The following is a 14,730-nucleotide window of genomic DNA, read 5'->3' on the forward strand; positions in this document are numbered from 1 at the left end:
ATCATGACTGCATACACCGCGTTGAAACATTTCCATTTGCTGACGGTCGCCATCAGTATTACCTTGTTTGTGCTGCGTTTCTTTTGGCAGTGGCGCCGCTCGCCGATCATGGGTCGCCGCTGGGTCAAGATAGCGCCGCACCTGAACGACACGCTGCTGTTCGTCAGCGGCATCGCGCTGGTGGTGACGTTCGGGTTTTATCCGCTGCTGGGTATGGACTCATGGCTGACCGAGAAGCTGTTTGGCGTTATTATCTATATCCTGCTTGGCTACGTCGCATTGGGCAAGAAGACCAAAAGTCAGCGTCTGCGAACCGTGGCGTTCGTGCTGGCCTTGGGCTGTCTGTATCTGATAATTAAACTTGCCACGACGAAAATACCGTTTCTGATGGGATACCTATGAGTAGCATTGCTGATTTTGAATTTAACACCTCGCCGCTGAGCGAAGGGGTGATCCTGGTGTCGCAGTCGGTGCGGCGCGATTTTCCCGCTGCCGACGTGGAGCGCAAGCTGCAACAGCTGGTGGACGAAGCGCGTGCGGTGGTGCCGGCCGATATCACTCAGGAGCAGCAACTGGATGCGCTCATTGAACTGTTCTACAAGACCTGGGGATTCGGCGGCGCCAGCGGCGTGTACCGCCTGTCGGACGCCATCTGGCTGGACAAGGTGCTGGAAGGGCGGCAGGGCACGCCGGTCTCGCTGGGCACCATTTTCCTGCACATCGCCAACGCGCTGGATCTGCCGCTGCTGCCGGTGATTTTCCCCACTCAGCTGATCCTGCGCGCCGACTGGCTGGACGAAGAGCTGTGGCTGATCAACCCGCTGAACGGCGAAACCCTGAGCGAGCACCAGCTGGAGGTGTGGATCAAGGGCAACCTGGGCTTGGGCGCCGAACTGGAAGACGACGATCTCGACGAGTCGGAGAACATCATGGTGGTGCGCAAGATGCTGGATACGCTGAAGGCTGCCCTGATGGAGGAAAAACAGCTGGAAATGGCGCTGCGCACCAGCGAAACGGTGCTGTGCTTCGATCCGGAAGATCCCTACGAGATCCGCGACCGCGGGCTGATTTACGCCCAGCTGGAGTGCAACCACATCGCGATTTCCGATCTCAACTATTTTGTCGAGCAGTGTCCTGAAGACCCGGTCAGCGAAGTGATCAAAGTACAGATCCACTCGATTGAGCCGAAACAGGTGACGCTGCATTAATTCAATGACTCCGTGCAGTTTGCAAGGCGACGGTTACAACCTTAACAAAGGCGAAAGCATGAAACAGAAAGTGGTTAGCATTGGCGACATCGACGTAGCAAACGACCTGCCGTTTGTGCTGTTTGGCGGTATGAACGTGCTGGAATCGCGCGATCTGGCGATGAGCATCTGCGAGCACTACGTCACCGTGACGCAAAAACTGGGCATTCCTTACGTATTCAAAGCCTCTTTCGACAAGGCCAACCGTTCTTCCATTCACTCGTACCGCGGTCCGGGCCTGGAAGAAGGGATGAAGATCTTCGAAGAACTGAAAAAAACCTTCGGCGTGAAAATCATCACCGACGTGCACGAAGCGGCGCAGGCGCAGCCGGTTTCCGAGGTGGTTGACGTGATCCAGCTGCCGGCCTTCCTGGCGCGTCAGACCGATCTGGTGGAAGCGATGGCGAAAACCGGCGCGGTGATCAACGTCAAGAAGCCGCAGTTCGTCAGCCCGGGGCAGATGGGCAATATCGTCGACAAGTTCAAAGAAGGCGGCAACGATCAGGTGATCCTGTGCGATCGCGGCAGCAACTTTGGCTATGACAACCTGGTGGTCGACATGCTCGGCATCAACGTGATGAAGAACGTGACAGGCGGCCATCCGGTGATCTTCGACGTGACCCACGCATTGCAGACTCGCGATCCGTTCGGCGCCGCGTCCGGCGGCCGTCGTGCTCAGGTGGCCGAGCTGGCGCGCGCCGGTATGGCGGTCGGCCTGGCAGGGCTGTTCCTCGAAGCGCACCCGGATCCGAACAACGCCAAGTGCGACGGCCCGTCCGCGCTGCCGTTGGACAAGCTGGAACCGTTCCTGGCGCAGATGAAAGCCATCGACGACCTGGTGAAGAGCTTCCCGGAGCTGGATACCAGCAACTAAGCGCTCCGCGCCATAAAAAAAGCCCGACTCGTCGGGCTTTTTTACGTTTAGGCCTCGGTGGCCGCCAGCGCTTCCGGCAGCGTCGGGTAGAACTGCAGGCGGCCCTCGATCGGCTGCACCCGCGCGCGCGCCAGGGTTTTCAGCGGCTGGAACGGCACATCGGTGATCACCAGTTTCTTGTCCGCCGGCAGCACGTCAATAAAGCGCCGCAGGGCGCTCAGGCCGCCGGCGTCGAGCACCGGCACCGCATCCCACTGCAGCACGATCGTCCGGTAGCCCTCACTGCGCGCCAGCAGTTCGGTGAAGATGCGCTCGGCGGCGGCGAAGAACAGCGGGCCATTCACCCGCAGCACCAGACGGCCGTCGCCGGCGCTCAGCTCGCTCAGCCGCGTCATGCGGGCGATGCGGCGCATGAACAGCAGCGAAGCCAGCACGATACCGACGGTAATGGCGATCACCATGTCGAACAGCACCGTCAGCGACATGCACAGCAGCAGCACCAAAATGTCGTCCTTCGGCGCCCGGCGCAGCAGATAAACCACCTTGTGCGCCTCGCTCATGTTCCAGGCGACCATCAGCAGCAACGCCGCCATCGCCGCCAGCGGCAGATACGAGAGCCACGGCGCCAACACCAGCAGCGCCAACAGCACCAGCAGCGCGTGGATGATGGCGGACACCGGCGAGGTGGCGCCGGCGCGCACGTTGGCCGCCGAACGGGCAATCGCGGCGGTTGCGGTGATGCCGCCGAAGAACGGCGCAATGATGTTGCCCGCGCCCTGGCCGATCAGTTCACTGTTGGAGTTATGCTTCTTGCCGGTCATGCCGTCGAGCACCACCGCGCACAGCAGCGATTCAATCGCGCCGAGCATCGCCATTGAAAATGCCGCCGGCAGCAGCGCGGAAACGGTTTGCCAGCTCAGGTTGAACGGTTGCCCGCCGCCGCCCGGCAGATGCCAGGGCAGCAGCAGCTGCGGCAGAATTGGCGGAATGCCCTGACCGCTGCTGCCGTCGGCCAGCAGGTAGCTGAAGCGGGAGCCGATGGTCGCCACCGGGTGGTCAAACAGGGTCAGCAACCCCATCAGCGCAGTGCCCGCCAGCAGCGCCGGCAGGTGGCCGGGCACGCGCAGGCCGAGTTTGGGCCAAAAGATCAGGATCAGCAGCGTCACCGTACCGATCAGCGTATCGCCGAGATCCAGCGTTGGCAGCGCTTGCAGCAAGGCGTACAGCTTGCCGACGTAATTTTCCGGCGTGTGCGCCAGCTGCAGGCCAAAGAAGTCCTTGATCTGCATGGTAGCGATGGTGATGGCGATGCCGGAGGTAAAGCCGAGCGTCACCGGCAGCGGAATGTACTCGATCAGCCGGCCAAAACGCGCCAGCCCCATCAGCAGCAGAAATATGCCGGAGATCAGCGTGGCGACCAGCAGACCGGCCAGGCCGAACTGCTGCGAGACCGGATAGAGGATCACCACGAAGGCGGCGGTGGGGCCGGAGACGCTGTAGCGCGAACCGCCGCTGACGGCGATGACGATGCCGGCGATGGCGGCGGTATACAGGCCGTACTGCGGCGGCACGCCGCTGGCGATCGCCAGTGCCATCGCCAGCGGGATGGCGATAATGCCGACCGTCACCCCGGCGATGGCGTCTTTCAGCAACCGCGCCAGGCTATAAGGTTCCCGCCAGCAGGCGTCTATCAGCGCGCTGAAGGGGCGGATTCTGTTTATTTCATGCGTTTTCATCTACGGTGCGTACCAAATCTTCAAAAGTGAAAGGAATGGCGGGCCCGATGAGGTCCGTCTTGTCACGTGACAGATACCATACGCCTTTTGTTCAGCGGATTACCAGACCTGTGTCAATTTGGGGCAGGAAATCAGAGAGTCGCCGTTTTATCCGGCGCTAAATACCGTTGTCGGGTAAGTCAGCCGCAGATTCTGCGGCTTTAAAGCAGAGGAATACGTGAGGTTTTAACGGTTAGTGAAGGGCGGGTAAGGGTAAGCCGAGAAAATCGGCTAAAGTGCTCACCAGCAGCTGGTGATCTTCTTTCTGCGGCGCGCCGGAAATGCTGATGCTGCCGACGCAGCCGAGGCCGGCGAGATTGAGCGGGAAGGCGCCGCCGTGCACCGAATAGTCGCGCACGCTCAGCCCGTAACGCTCCTCCAGCGACGTTTGCCGCTGCTGCAGGCGCAGGCCGATGGCGTAAGAGCTTTTGTGAAAATGGTTCACCAAATTGCGTTTGCGCCGCACCCAGTCGGCGATGTCCGGCGTTGCGCCCGGCATGGCGTAATAAAACAGCGTCTGCCCGGCGAGTTGGATCTCGATGGCGATGCTCAGGCCGCGCCGTTCGGCGGCGGTTTTCAGCGCGGCGCCCAGCTCCCAGGCGGTAGCGGCGTCAAAATGCGTAAAGGCCAGCGTCGCTTCCTGTTCGCTGAGCGCGTGCAGTTCATCGTCGATATTCATGCGGTTCTCCCCTGATTACACCCTGCACAGAGTAGCCCGAAGCGTTCGCCGTGAGATAGACGGCTTGGTGATAAGATAGAACTGCTACTCTATTACTAGACTGTGTAAAATACCCGCCGCCGAAGCGGAGACGACAGGGATGCGTTATTCAACGTCTGTACATTACACCCCTGGCGATCCCGAGGAGCGCGCTGATTCTTTATGACTTACATTGTGTCTATTCCCGCCATTTACAGCGACGCTTGCATTACCTACGCCACGTTGTCGATAAGCTATTTCGTCCTCAGTAAAAACGCCCCTTTCTCCTACCGTTCCGCACTGTGGAAACGCATCGTTTTCGGCCTGCTGGCCGGGGTGGCGGTGCTCTATTTAAGCCAGGATCGGCTGCTGCTGAACGATAAGGTGCACTACAGCTTTGCGATGATCCCGATGGTGCTGGTGACCTTCTTCGGCGGCGGCGTCAGCGGGTTGGTGAGCTTTCTGTTCGCCATGGCGCTGACCGGCGGCTTCACCGTCGATAATCTGTTTATCGCCTCGATTCTGGTGCCGCTGCTGCTGTCGCGGGTGTGGCTGAAGAAATCCCACTGGACGTTTTATCTGACGATCGGCGCCATTGCACTGTATCGCATCGCCGTGGTGTGGTTATTGATGGATATGAGCGGGCTGTGGCTGGACGTGCTGCTGTATCAGGCGATGTCCGCGCTCTGTCTGGCGATTTGTTACCATGCGCTGAATTTCAAAGAGCGTCATATTTACGCCTATTTCGCGATGCGCGCACGTGCCACCACCGACAGCCTGACCCATATCAACAACCGCGCCAGCGTCGATTACCAGCTGATGCTGCAGCGCGTCGAGCGCCGCCCGTGCGGGCTGATGATCCTCGATCTGGATGACTTTAAAAAGGTTAACGATACCTACGGCCATCCGGCAGGCGACGTGCTGCTGGCCAGCGTCGGCCGGCTGCTGCAAAACAGCGTGCGCAACGAGGATTTCGTCGGGCGCTACGGTGGCGAGGAATTTATGGTGATCACCGCCAGCTACGATCCGCAGGTCATCGGCGGGGTGGCGGAGCGCATTCGCAGCGCGGTGGAAAGTTCGACGTTCTTGCTGAATGCGCACGACGAGGCGCACATCACGATATCCATCGGCGTGTCGCTGTATTTGCCCGGCATGACGGTGGACAAAGCGATCGCCATGACCGATGAAGCCTTGTATGAGGCGAAACGCAGCGGTAAAAACCGGGTGGTGACCAGTCGCGTGATGCAGCTGGCGCCGCTGGGCGCCGGTTTCCCGCGCGAATAGGCCGCCCCCACCGTGATGGCGGGGGCGTTGCCTCAGGCCGCCAGCGTGTGTTCGCGGAAGGCGTTCAGCAGCTCTTCGGTGAACGTCAGGCGCTTCTGACGGTCGGCCAGATCGAGCGTGAACTTCAGCTTGCTTGGACCGTCCAGGCGGTAAACCTGCGGATTGCCCTGCAGCAGACCGATCAGATAGCCGGGATCGACGCGGTTGTTATCGCCGAACTCGATAAAGCCGCCGCGCTCGTTGCTCTCGATGCGCTTGATCCCCAGCTTCTGCGCATGCAGGCGCAGCGCCGCGCACTGCAACAGGTTGCGCGCTGCATCCGGCAACTGACCGAAGCGGTCGATCAGCTCGACCTTCAGCTCATCCAGTTCACCCTCGTTCTTCGCGCTGGCGATGCGCTTGTACAGCGACAGGCGGGTATTGACGTCGGGAATGAAGTCTTCCGGCAGCAACGCCGGCATGCGCAGCTCCACTTCGGTCTGGTTGCTGGTGAGATCTTCCAGCGACGGTTCGCGGCCGTTTTTCAACGCATCGACGGCGCTTTCCAGCAATTCCATGTAAAGCGAGAAGCCGACGGTGGTCATCTGGCCGCTCTGGTCTTCGCCCAGCAGTTCGCCGGCGCCGCGGATCTCCAGATCGTGAGTCGCCAGCGCAAAACCGGCGCCGAGATCTTCCAGCGACGCGATGGCTTCGAGTCGTTTATGGGCGTCGGTGCCCATGGCTTTCGGGTTTGGCGTCAACAGATAGGCATAAGCCTGGTGGTGCGAACGCCCGACGCGGCCGCGCAGCTGATGCAGCTGCGCCAGGCCGAAGCGATCGGCCCGCTCGATGATGATGGTGTTGGCGCTGGGGATGTCGATGCCGGTTTCGATGATGGTGGTGCACACCAGCACGTTGAACCGCTGGTGGTGGAAATCGTTCATCACCCGTTCCAGATCGCGCTCGCGCATCTGGCCGTGGCCGATGGCGATGCGCGCCTCCGGCACCAGCTCCGCCAGGCGCTGCGCCGCTTTTTCGATGTTCTCCACGTCGTTGTAGAGGTAGTAAACCTGGCCGCCGCGCAGCACTTCGCGCAGGATCGCTTCGCGCACCACCAGGCTGTCGTATTCGCGCACGAAGGTCTTCACCGCCAGCCGGCGCGCCGGCGGAGTGGCGATGATCGACAGATCGCGCATGCCGCTCATCGCCATGTTCAGCGTACGCGGGATCGGCGTGGCGGTCAGCGTCAGGATATCGACGTCGGCGCGCATCGCCTTGATGCGCTCCTTGTGGCGCACGCCAAAGCGGTGCTCTTCATCGACGATCAGCAGCCCCAAATCTTTCCAGCGCAGATCGCTCTGCAGCAGTTTGTGGGTGCCGATAATGATGTCTACCTTGCCTTCGGCCGCGTCGTCCAGCACCTGCTGCTGCTCTTTGGCGCTGCGGAAGCGCGACATCATCTCGATGCGGATCGGCCAGGTGGCGAAGCGATCGCGGAAGTTGTCGAAGTGCTGCTGCGCCAGCAGGGTGGTCGGCACCAGCACCGCCACCTGTTTGCCGTTTTCCACCGCCAGGAAGGCGGCGCGCATCGCCACTTCGGTTTTGCCGAAGCCGACGTCGCCGCACACCAGGCGGTCCATCGCCAGCGGTTGGCACATGTCGCTCAGCACCGCGTTGATCGCCTGTTCCTGGTCCGGCGTGGTTTCGAACGGGAAGGTCTGGCAGAACAGCTGGTACTGTTCGCGGTTATGCTTGAAGGCGAAACCGGCCTTGGCGGCGCGCTGGGCGTAAATATCCAGCAGCTCCGCCGCCACGTCGCGCACCCGTTCGGCCGCTTTCTGCCGCGCGCGCGTCCAGGCGTCGCCGCCCAGCTTGTGCAGCGGGGCGTTTTCGTCTGCGCCGCCGGCGTAACGGCTGATCAGGTGCAGCGATGAGACCGGCACGTACAGCTTGTCCTCGCCGGCGTAGGAGAGGATCAGGTACTCGGCCTTGATGCCGCCGGCTTCCAGCGTGGTCAGGCCGACGTAGCGGCCGACGCCGTGCTCCAGGTGCACCACCGGCTGGCCGGGATGCAGCTCCGCCAGGTTGCGGATCAGGGTATCGGTGTTGATGGTGCGCCGGTTGTCCTGTCGGCGGCGGCTGACGCGTTCGCCGAGCAGATCGCTTTCGCAGATCAGCGCCCGCTGGCGAAGGCCGTCGAGGAAACCGTGTTCGGCGGCGCCGACCATCATGTAACGGCCCGCGGTTTCCGCCTGATCGAGACGCTGGATCAGCGCCGGCGCCAGCTTGATGCGGCCGAGCAGATCCTGCAGCGTTTCACGCCGCCCCTCGCTTTCGACGGAGAAGATCACGCTGCCGTCGAAGCCTTCGATAAAGCGGCGCAGGTTATCCAGCGGGGATTTATGTTGCGCCTGCACCGCCAGATCGGGCAGGGCATGGTAATCCAGATTGGTGTTGCCGGCCTTGGCCGGCAGCTCATCGGTTTTCAGCGCGATGCGCGGCCAGGCCTTCAGCTCGCCGAACAGCGCATCGACGCGCAGCCACAGCGTATCCGGCGCCAGCAGCGGGCGCATCGGATCGACGCGGCGGCTTTCGTAACGCTGGTTGACGTCCTGCCAGAAGCGCTCGGCGGCGCTCTCCAGATCGCCGGTGTTGACGATCAGCGTATTGGCCGGTAGGTAGCTGAACAGCGAGGGCAGCGGCTGGCTGAAGAACAGCGGCTGCCAGTATTCGATACCGGCGGGCCAGGCGCTTTTGCTGACCTGCTGATAGATATGTTCGGCGTCGCGGCGTACCTCAAACTGTTCGCGCCACTGGCTGCGGAACAGCTCGATGGCGTTCTTGTCGGTGGGGAACTCGTGGGCCGGCAACAGATTGATGGCTTCGACTTCGCTCAGCGTGCGCTGGGTGTCGACGTCGAAGATGCGCAGGCTGTCGATTTCGTCATCGAAAAAGTCGATGCGGTAAGGCTCGTCGCTGCCCATCGGGTAAAGATCGAGCAGCGCGCCGCGGGTGGCGAATTCGCCGTGCTCCATCACCTGATCGACGCTGCGGTATCCGGCCTGTTCCAGCTGCGCGCGCAGCTTGTCGCGCGACAGGCGCTGGCCTTTCTTCATCACCAGCGCATGGCCGTGCAGGAACTCGTGCGGACAGACGCGCTGCATCAGGGTGTTGACCGGCAGAATGATCACCCCGCGCGCCATGGTCGGCAGATGATACAGGCTCGACAAACGGTCGGAGATGATCTCCTGGTGCGGCGAGAAGCTGTCGTACGGCAGGGTCTCCCAGTCGGACAGGGTGGTCACCATCTGGTCGGTGAACTGCTGGATCTCGTCGCGCAGCCGCAGGGCGTTTTGCATGTCCGGCGCGATCAGCATCACCGGGCCATTGTGGCGTTCGACGATCTCGGCGCACTCCACGGCGCAGGCCGCGCCGGTCAGTTGCCCCAGCTGGCGCAGATCGCCCGCGCGATCGGGCAGAGAATAACGGGGGGATGAGGAACGGTTACGGCTATCGGAAGTGCTCATTCAGGTATCTTTAATCAATGTGTTGGATGGCGTCCCGGCACGGATAACCCAGCGCCTTTATGCTGTTTATAGTAGCCCAGCGGCCGGCAAACTGACACCGATAAAAGTGCCCTATCTCGTTAGTTATCGGGGCGACGATGCACGCAAGCGCGACGCCAACAAGGCGTCGCCGGGAGGAAAGATAGAACGCCAGTCAGCGCAAGATTAGCGCTTTTGATATTCGTCAAAGGACAAGTAATCCGTATTCAGCACAATTGACTCTTTGCGCGAAATAATCTTGGCCGGCATGCCTGCCACGATGCAGTTTGGCTCAATGTCACTGGTGACAACGGAGTTGGCGCCAATCGTCACATTGTTACCGATAGTGACCGGACCAACGATCTTGGCTCCGGCTGCAATGGTGACGTTATCGCCGATAGTGGCGACATCATCCCGGCTTTTGAAGAGGTTGTTGCCGATGGTCACACCTTGCAGGATGGTGCAATTTTTACCAATCTTCACGTTGGGATGGATAACGATGCCACCGAAGTGCGGAATAAGCAGGCCTTCACCGATACTGGTCTGATGGGGAATTTCGATGCCATATTTTATCTGCAGGCGCTTGAGATTTTTCACCAGTAGACGAAAACAAATTCTCTCAAAGATATTGCGTTTTTTGGCATGAAAATCACTGTGCAGCCGCAAGGTGAAAATGTAGTTAAAGCCGACGTAGTTCTGTTGGAAAAGGGACTTGATTAGCCTTGCGATGCCGGACTTTCTGCTCGCGCGAAAGAAGTCGGCATAAATTTTATATTTTGTTTCCGTTCTCATTGATTGCCCTTGCGTTTAACCGATAACTATCATCAACTTCGTCAATATTGGCAGATAGTAACATAGGGCGAAATCGCTGGCGATCCTGTGCGGAAGACCCAGACTGAAACCCGTCGGATAGCGGCATGTGCCACTGGTGGAAAACGACGGCGCGGCGGGTGCCCTGCGAGCGACAGGGGCAAATGCGATTTCGCAGGCGACACCGTCATTTTCAGAAGAAACTGAGGCGGGCCGGCAAAAACATTTTCGGCGACTCACCAAAACAGTCAAGGGTAAACAAGGGGTTATCCGCGATGGAAATGCCGCATGCACATCGATGCAAGAATCGTAAAAATCTTTATTTTTCATTTAATTGTTTTCACGGCGACGATATAATCCATGATCACTTTGCTTAAGCCACGGCTATCAAACGGATTTCATGTATCAACCTGTCGCGTTATTCATTGGCCTGCGCTACATGCGCGGGCGAGCCTCAGACCGCTTCGGGCGGTTTGTTTCCTGGCTTTCCACCATCGGCATTACGCTGGGGGTGATGGCGTTGGTCACCGTGCTGTCGGTGATGAACGGTTTCGAAAAGGATCTGGAGAACAACATCCTCGGCCTGATGCCGCAGGCGCTGGTCACCAGTCCGCAAGGATCGGTCAACCCGCAGCAGCTGCCGGCCTCCGAGGTGCAGAAGCTGCAGGGCGTCACGCGCGTCGCGCCGCTGACCACCGGTGACGTGGTGCTGCAAAGCGCCCGCAGCGTGGCGGTCGGCGTTATGCTCGGCGTCAATCCCGACGAAACCGATCCGCTGACGCCGTATCTGGTCAACGTCAAGCAGCAGCAGCTGCAGCCGGGCCAATACAACATCATCATCGGCGAACAGCTGGCGGGGCAACTCGGCGTCAAGCGCGGCGACTCGCTGCGCGTGATGGTGCCGAGCGCCAGTCAATTCACGCCGATGGGCCGCATTCCCAGCCAGCGTCTGTTCACCCTTATCGGCACCTTCCACGCCAATAGCGAAGTGGACGGCTATCAGATGCTGGTCAACCAACAGGACGCTTCGCGCCTGATGCGCTACCCGGCCGGCAATATCACCGGCTGGCGCCTGTTCCTGCAACAGCCGTTGACGGTCGATACGCTCAGCCAACAGGCGCTGCCGCCGGGCACGGTCTGGAAAGACTGGCGCGATCGCAAGGGCGAGCTGTTCCAGGCGGTGCGCATGGAGAAGAACATGATGGGGCTGCTGCTCAGCCTGATCGTGGCGGTGGCGGCGTTTAACATCATTACCTCGCTCGGCCTGCTGGTGATGGAGAAGCAGGGCGAAGTCGCCATTCTGCAGACTCAGGGGCTGACCCGCCGGCAGATCATGTCGGTATTTATGGTGCAAGGCGCCAGCGCCGGCATCATCGGTTCGCTGCTCGGCACGCTGCTCGGCGTGCTGCTGGCTACCAACCTGAACAATCTGATGCCGATCCTCGGCGCCTTGATCGACGGCGCTTCGCTGCCGGTGGCGGTCGATCCGCTGCAGGTGACGATCATCGCCGTGGTGGCGATGGCGGTTTCCCTGTTGTCCACGCTTTATCCTTCATGGCGCGCTGCCGCCGTACAACCCGCTGAGGCTTTACGTTATGAGTAACCATCTTTTGCTGCAGTGTGACAACCTGTGCAAGACCTATCAGGAAGGCAATCTGCACACCGATGTGCTGCGCAATGTCAGCTTTGCCATGCAGCAGGGCGAGATGATGGCGATCGTCGGCAGCTCGGGTTCCGGCAAGAGCACCCTGTTGCACCTGCTGGGCGGGCTGGACTCGCCGACCTCCGGCGAGGTGATTTTCAAGGGCGAATCGCTGAACGCTATGTCTTCGGCGGCCAAGGCCGAGCTGCGCAACCGCCAGCTGGGCTTCATCTATCAGTTCCACCATCTGTTGCCGGATTTCACCGCGCTGGAAAACGCCGCCATGCCGCTGCTGATCGGTGGGGCCAAACCGGCGCAGGCGCAGGAGAAGGCGCGGGAGATGCTGGCGGCGGTCGGGCTGGAAAAACGCAGCAAACACCGCCCGTCAGAGCTCTCCGGCGGCGAGCGTCAGCGCGTGGCGATCGCGCGTGCGCTGGTCAACAACCCGGCGCTGGTGCTGGCGGACGAACCGACCGGTAACCTGGACAAACGCACCGCGGACAGCATCTTCGATCTGCTGGGCGAGCTGAACGTGCGTCAGGGCACCGCTTTTCTGGTGGTGACACACGATCTGCAGCTGGCCAAACGCCTGAGCCGCCAGTTGGAAATGGCCGACGGCCACCTGCAGGCGCAGCTGACCCTGATGGGGGCCGAGTAATGGCGGGAGCCTCACTGTCCTTCCTGACGGCCCTGCGTTTCAGCCGCGGCCGTAAACGCGGCGGCATGGTGTCGCTGATCTCGGTTATCTCCACCATCGGCATTGCGCTGGGGGTGGCGGTGCTGATCGTCGGGCTGAGCGCGATGAACGGTTTTGAGCGCGAGCTGAAGAACCGCATTCTGGCGGTGGTGCCGCACGGCGAGCTGGAGCCGGTCAATCAGCCGTTCAGCGGCTGGCCGTCGATTCTGCAGCGGGTGGAAAAGGTGCCGGGCATTTTGGCCGCCGCGCCTTACATCAATTTCACCGGCCTGATGGAAAACGGCGCGCAACTGCGCGCAGTGGAAGTCAAAGGCGTTGATCCGCAGCAGGAGAGCCGGCTGAGCGCGCTGCCGCAGTATGTGCAGGGCGACGCCTGGGTCAACTTCAAGCCCGGCGAGCAGCAGGTGATCCTCGGCAAAGGCGTGGCCGACGCGCTGGGCGTCAAGCAGGGCGCTTATGTGACGGTCATGATTCCCAACAGCGACCCGGAGATGAAGCTGCTGCAGCCGAAGCGCATTCGCCTGCACGTGACCGGCATTCTGCAGCTCAGCGGCCAGCTCGATCACAGCCTGGCGCTGGTGCCGCTGGCCGACGCGCAGCAGTATCTCGACATGGGTGACAGCGTCACGGGTATCGCCATCAAGGTGAACGACGTGTTCGCCGCCAACAAACTGGTGCGCGACGCCGGCGAAGTGACCAATTCGTATATCTACATCAAAAGTTGGATCGGCAAATACGGCTACATGTACCGCGACATCCAGATGATCCGCGCCATCATGTATCTGGCGATGGTGCTGGTGATCGGCGTGGCCTGCTTCAATATCGTTTCCACGCTGGTGATGGCGGTAAAAGACAAAAGCGCCGACATCGCAGTGCTGCGCACCCTGGGCGCCAAAGACGGCTTTATCCGCGCTATCTTCATCTGGTACGGGCTGTTGGCCGGGCTGCTGGGCAGCCTGAGCGGCGTGGTGATCGGGGTGATCGCTTCGCTGCAGCTGACCAACATTATCCGCGGCATCGAGACGCTGGTCGGCCATTCTTTCCTGTCGGGCGATATCTACTTCATCGACTTCCTGCCTTCGGAGCTGCACTGGCTGGACGTACTGATCGTGCTGGCGACCGCCATCGTGCTCAGCCTGTTGGCCAGTTGGTATCCGGCCAGGCGCGCCAGCCGCATCGATCCGGCGCGGGTGCTGAGCGGACAATAAAACCCACGGGGAGGCAGCGATGCCGCCCCGTTTTTTTAGCCGGGGGATCGGTTATGTACTACGGTTTCGATATGGGCGGCACCAAGATTGAGCTGGGGGTGTTCGACGATAAGCTGCAGCGCATTTGGCAAAAGCGGGTGCCGACGCCGCGTGAAGATTACCGGCAGCTGCTGGCCACGCTGTGCGATCTGACCCTTGAGGCGGATGCGTTTTGCGGCCGGCGCGGCAGCGTCGGCATCGGCATACCGGGCCTGCCCAACGACGATGACGGCACGCTGTTTACCGCCAACGTGCCGGCGGCGATGGGGCGGCCGCTGCCGCGCGATCTGGCGGCGCTGATCGGGCGCGAGGTGCGGGTCGACAACGACGCCAACTGTTTTGCGCTGTCGGAGGCCTGGGACGAGGAGTTCCGCCGCTACCCGACGGTGTTGGGCATCATCCTCGGAACCGGCGTGGGCGGCGGCCTGATCGTCGACGGCAAGACGGTGCCGGGGCGCAACTATATCGCCGGCGAGTTCGGTCATTTGCGCCTGCCGGTGGACGCGCTTGAGGTACTGGGGCGTGATGTGCCTCGCGTTGCCTGCGGATGCGGCCATCAGGGTTGCATTGAAAACTACATATCGGGCCGCGGTTTCGAATGGATGTACGCTCATTTCTACGGCCGGCGCTTGCCCGCCACCGAGATCATTGCGCATTATCAGGCGGGTGAGCCGCAGGCGGCGGCTCATGTAGACCGCTTTATGGACGTGTTGGCAATCTGCCTGGGTAACCTGCTGACGGTGCTGGATCCGCACCTGGTGGTGATCGGCGGCGGGTTGTCGAACTTCGACGCCATCTACCAGGCGTTGCCGCAGCGGCTGCCGGCGCACCTGCTGCGGGTGGCCCGGCTGCCGCGTATCGAGAAGGCGCGCTATGGCGACGCCGGCGGCGTGCGCGGCGCGGCGTTCCTCAATTTGGCTCGCCCAACGTAAT

At 61.1% G+C, this 14,730-nt stretch carries 12 protein-coding genes; 8 read left to right on the forward strand and 4 right to left on the reverse strand.

The window, feature by feature from the left end; all coding sequences use genetic code 11:
• From ATE40_RS06640 to kdsA, 3 genes are read left to right on the forward strand one after another with little or no spacing between them, the layout of a single operon-like run.
• Complete coding sequence (locus ATE40_RS06640) at nucleotides 1-402, forward strand: SirB2 family protein (protein WP_171455054.1); 402 nt, start codon at nucleotides 1-3, stop codon at nucleotides 400-402.
• The gene (gene sirB1 / locus ATE40_RS06645; protein ID WP_015377575.1) at nucleotides 399-1,208 is read left to right on the forward strand and encodes an invasion regulator SirB1; all 810 of its coding nucleotides are present in this window, start codon (nucleotides 399-401) and stop codon (nucleotides 1,206-1,208) included. The genes ATE40_RS06640 and sirB1 overlap by 4 nt, the downstream gene beginning before the upstream one ends.
• A 58-nt stretch (nucleotides 1,209-1,266) precedes the next feature.
• On the forward strand, nucleotides 1,267-2,121 hold the full coding sequence (kdsA, locus tag ATE40_RS06650) for a 3-deoxy-8-phosphooctulonate synthase (RefSeq protein WP_004941087.1): 855 nt from the start codon (nucleotides 1,267-1,269) through the stop codon (nucleotides 2,119-2,121).
• Between the two features lie 47 nt (nucleotides 2,122-2,168).
• On the opposite strand, the gene dauA is transcribed toward kdsA, so the two are convergent.
• The gene (gene dauA, locus ATE40_RS06655; protein WP_063919243.1) at nucleotides 2,169-3,857 is read right to left on the reverse strand and encodes a C4-dicarboxylic acid transporter DauA; all 1,689 of its coding nucleotides are present in this window, start codon (nucleotides 3,855-3,857) and stop codon (nucleotides 2,169-2,171) included.
• A 232-nt stretch (nucleotides 3,858-4,089) separates the two neighbouring features.
• Entirely contained in the window at nucleotides 4,090-4,575 is a 486-nt protein-coding gene (locus ATE40_RS06660; RefSeq protein WP_063919244.1) for a heme-degrading domain-containing protein, read from the reverse strand.
• Between the two features lie 201 nt (nucleotides 4,576-4,776).
• Between ATE40_RS06660 and ATE40_RS06665 the strand changes: the two genes are divergently transcribed.
• Nucleotides 4,777-5,877 carry a GGDEF domain-containing protein gene (locus ATE40_RS06665; RefSeq protein ID WP_019454783.1) on the forward strand — a complete coding sequence of 367 codons (1,101 nt, stop codon included), beginning with the start codon at nucleotides 4,777-4,779 and terminating at the stop codon, nucleotides 5,875-5,877.
• A gap of 32 nt (nucleotides 5,878-5,909) precedes the next feature.
• Here ATE40_RS06665 and mfd read toward each other — a convergent pair whose 3' ends face one another.
• Together mfd and ATE40_RS06675 are read right to left on the reverse strand one after the other, a co-directional pair.
• Nucleotides 5,910-9,383 (reverse strand): transcription-repair coupling factor, encoded by a 3,474-nt coding sequence (mfd, locus tag ATE40_RS06670; protein WP_019454784.1) that lies wholly within the window; start codon nucleotides 9,381-9,383, stop codon nucleotides 5,910-5,912.
• Nucleotides 9,384-9,587: 204 nt separating this feature from the next.
• Complete coding sequence (locus ATE40_RS06675; RefSeq protein ID WP_063919245.1) at nucleotides 9,588-10,193, reverse strand: serine O-acetyltransferase; 606 nt, start codon at nucleotides 10,191-10,193, stop codon at nucleotides 9,588-9,590.
• A 418-nt stretch (nucleotides 10,194-10,611) separates the two neighbouring features.
• On the opposite strand from ATE40_RS06675, the gene lolC reads away from it, so the two are divergent.
• From lolC to nagK, 4 genes are read left to right on the forward strand one after another with little or no spacing between them, the layout of a single operon-like run.
• Nucleotides 10,612-11,814, forward strand: a complete 1,203-nt coding sequence (gene lolC, locus ATE40_RS06680) for a lipoprotein-releasing ABC transporter permease subunit LolC (protein WP_063919246.1) — start codon at nucleotides 10,612-10,614, stop codon at nucleotides 11,812-11,814.
• Nucleotides 11,807-12,511 (forward strand): lipoprotein-releasing ABC transporter ATP-binding protein LolD, encoded by a 705-nt coding sequence (lolD, locus tag ATE40_RS06685; protein WP_004941120.1) that lies wholly within the window; start codon nucleotides 11,807-11,809, stop codon nucleotides 12,509-12,511. The genes lolC and lolD overlap by 8 nt, the downstream gene beginning before the upstream one ends.
• Nucleotides 12,511-13,758, forward strand: coding sequence for a lipoprotein-releasing ABC transporter permease subunit LolE (gene lolE, locus ATE40_RS06690; RefSeq protein ID WP_063919247.1), 1,248 nt, complete (start codon nucleotides 12,511-12,513; stop codon nucleotides 13,756-13,758). The genes lolD and lolE overlap by 1 nt, the downstream gene beginning before the upstream one ends.
• 53 nt (nucleotides 13,759-13,811) lie before the next feature.
• Complete coding sequence (nagK, locus tag ATE40_RS06695; protein ID WP_063919248.1) at nucleotides 13,812-14,729, forward strand: N-acetylglucosamine kinase; 918 nt, start codon at nucleotides 13,812-13,814, stop codon at nucleotides 14,727-14,729.
• Nucleotide 14,730 lies beyond the last annotated feature (1 nt).

The sequence above is a fragment of the Serratia surfactantfaciens genome (assembly GCF_001642805.2).
GTDB classification, from domain to species: domain Bacteria; phylum Pseudomonadota; class Gammaproteobacteria; order Enterobacterales; family Enterobacteriaceae; genus Serratia; species Serratia surfactantfaciens.

Coding starts and splice junctions, on each gene's coding strand:
- sirB1 (WP_015377575.1), top strand. CDS start 399: ATGAGTAGCATTGCTGATTTTGAATTTAACACCTCGCCGCTGAGCGAA.
- kdsA (WP_004941087.1), top strand. CDS start 1,267: ATGAAACAGAAAGTGGTTAGCATTGGCGACATCGACGTAGCAAACGAC.
- dauA (WP_063919243.1), bottom strand. CDS start 3,857: ATGAAAACGCATGAAATAAACAGAATCCGCCCCTTCAGCGCGCTGATA.
- ATE40_RS06660 (WP_063919244.1), bottom strand. CDS start 4,575: ATGAATATCGACGATGAACTGCACGCGCTCAGCGAACAGGAAGCGACG.
- ATE40_RS06665 (WP_019454783.1), top strand. CDS start 4,777: ATGACTTACATTGTGTCTATTCCCGCCATTTACAGCGACGCTTGCATT.
- mfd (WP_019454784.1), bottom strand. CDS start 9,383: ATGAGCACTTCCGATAGCCGTAACCGTTCCTCATCCCCCCGTTATTCT.
- ATE40_RS06675 (WP_063919245.1), bottom strand. CDS start 10,193: ATGAGAACGGAAACAAAATATAAAATTTATGCCGACTTCTTTCGCGCG.
- lolC (WP_063919246.1), top strand. CDS start 10,612: ATGTATCAACCTGTCGCGTTATTCATTGGCCTGCGCTACATGCGCGGG.
- lolD (WP_004941120.1), top strand. CDS start 11,807: ATGAGTAACCATCTTTTGCTGCAGTGTGACAACCTGTGCAAGACCTAT.
- lolE (WP_063919247.1), top strand. CDS start 12,511: ATGGCGGGAGCCTCACTGTCCTTCCTGACGGCCCTGCGTTTCAGCCGC.
- nagK (WP_063919248.1), top strand. CDS start 13,812: ATGTACTACGGTTTCGATATGGGCGGCACCAAGATTGAGCTGGGGGTG.